This is a genomic window from Caballeronia sp., assembly GCF_049581465.1.
Lineage (GTDB): Bacteria > Pseudomonadota > Gammaproteobacteria > Burkholderiales > Burkholderiaceae > Caballeronia.
Genome location: NZ_JBAUSA010000323.1, coordinates 1 through 1,948 on the forward strand (window position 1 = coordinate 1; position 1,948 = coordinate 1,948).

Consider the following 1,948-nt stretch of genomic DNA (forward strand, 5'->3'; position numbering starts at 1 on the left):
GATGTGCAGGATCTCTCCCGTGACGAACGATGCCGAATCAAGATACAGGACAGCGTTGGAGATATCGCTAATCTCGCCGATACGGCCGAGCGGATGGAAGCTACCCAGCATTTCGTGGGTTTCCGGTGCGTGCATCGGCGTCTTGATGACGCCTGGCGCGACGGCATTGACGCGAATGCCTTTCTTCGCGTACTCAATCGCAAGGGACTTCGTCGCCGCGTTCACACCACCCTTCGTCAAGGCTGCCAGTACCGAATAGATGCCGCTGATCGCAACGTCACCGATGCTAGCCGTCACGCTAACCACGTGGCCGCTTGAATGCTTTTCCATTTCGGCGATGGCGAGTTGTGTGATGTAAAAGAAGCCCGCCATATTCACGTTCATCACAGCGGCGTAGTCTTCGGCGGTGTTTTCCGTGAAAGGCTTGCCGATGTAAATGCCGGCGTTGTTCACCAGTGTATCGATCCGGCCGAACTTGGCGACGCCTTCGGAAATGACACGCTGGGCGACCGCCGGATCACCAATATCGCCGGCAACTGTCAGGATGTTCGGATCTTCTGACGGTTTGATCGATCGCGAGGTTGCAACAACGCGGTAGTCGAGTTTGCGAAATGCCTTCACGATGTCGGCACCAATGCCTTGCGATGCGCCGGTGACGACGACAACCTTCTGTGATTTGCTCATGCTTTACTCCAAAAAAGTAGTTGTTTGGCTTTGATGCCAATCGGACCGATGGCTCCGTGGCATCCGTTGAACGTGGCAACGAGAAGCCTCGTGCCCAGGCAAGCTCTTGAGCCAGAACGACGGGTCAATTCGTCAGAGGGGGCACCCTCGACATTCCTGATTTTTCGCTCCACTCATCGCAAACGCGGTATCGGATGAATAGGGTTTCAGAGGAATCGATGGTAGCCGGATGCGATATCTGCAGCAATTGGCCATTAGGGCAAATCATCTTTGTCGAAACAGCATTTTTGGTCCGGTTTGCCGTGCGGTCCGCCTGCGATGCGTTCGGGACCGTCCCGCGATCGGACCCTCGGGCAGGCTGACGCGGTGGTGCCGTTACGCCCGTTAGGCGTCGCCGAGATACGGCGCGCCTCTTCGCTATGAGTCAGCCATGAACGTCCAGGCTTTACGTTACTTTTTGATGCTCTCCACGACTGGGAGTTTTCTAGCCACAGCCCGACACTTCGAGGTTCCGGCTTCGTCGGTGTCACGATTCATTGCGTCTTTGGAAAAGGAACTGGGACAGCAACTCTTTTACAGGAGCACGCGTGCCGTCACGCTCACCGAGCAGGGGCAGCGCTACTATTCGCAAGTACGTGAGGCTGTAGAACTGCTGGATAACGCCGCCGATCAGCTCGCCCATAGAGACGCCGGTATCCGGGGACTGGTACGCAAGCACCGCAGAGATGGTATTTCAGGCGCTCGTCTAAAGAGACTTTTAAGCCGCAGGATGTAAGCGGTCCGTTGCGAAGCAACAATGCCGAGGTATTGGTGGCTGCTGCTTTGGCAGGACGCGGAATCGTGCTCTTCCCGAGCTGGGCGTTCGCTCCGGCAAGCTTTAAAGATCGGAAGCTTGTGAGCTTGCTGACAGACTGGGATATCTCCGTGTCCGTTGAAGAGCTATACATTCAGATTCTCTCGGCTGAGAACAGGCTGCGGTCTCGTAAAGTGCGCGAGGTATCCGCTTTCCTTGTCGATGCGATCGGATCGCCCCCTTACTGGGACAATGTGTAGCTTTCGACCTCGGTGCTCGTGGTCATGTCCTTGACCTCTGCAGAAAGGGGATAGAGCGGGCGACAACTTCGTCTTTGGTAGTTGAATTCAAGTTTTCACGCGCCAATCGCAAGCTAACCCGCACGAAAATCTGTAAGCAAGCACGAAATATCGAATTGATAAATTATTTGTGGGCTCAACACACATGATGACCTACCTGCGTATCTTCATC

General features: G+C 55.0%; 2 protein-coding genes and 1 pseudogene. 2 read left to right on the forward strand and 1 reads right to left on the reverse strand.

The features are described 5' to 3' along the window. The coding region (locus tag WCA53_RS07990; RefSeq protein WP_423907734.1) for an SDR family NAD(P)-dependent oxidoreductase at positions 1-684 on the reverse strand (684 nt) is incomplete at its 3' end. A 430-nt stretch (positions 685-1,114) separates the two neighbouring features. Between WCA53_RS07990 and WCA53_RS07995 the strand changes: the two genes are divergently transcribed. Further along, complete coding sequence (locus WCA53_RS07995) at positions 1,115-1,459, forward strand: LysR family transcriptional regulator (RefSeq protein WP_423907736.1); 345 nt, start codon at positions 1,115-1,117, stop codon at positions 1,457-1,459. 5 nt (positions 1,460-1,464) lie between these two features. After that, positions 1,465-1,737: pseudogene (locus tag WCA53_RS08000) on the forward strand (LysR family transcriptional regulator); the annotation flags it as partial. Between the last annotated feature and the right edge of the window lie 211 nt (positions 1,738-1,948).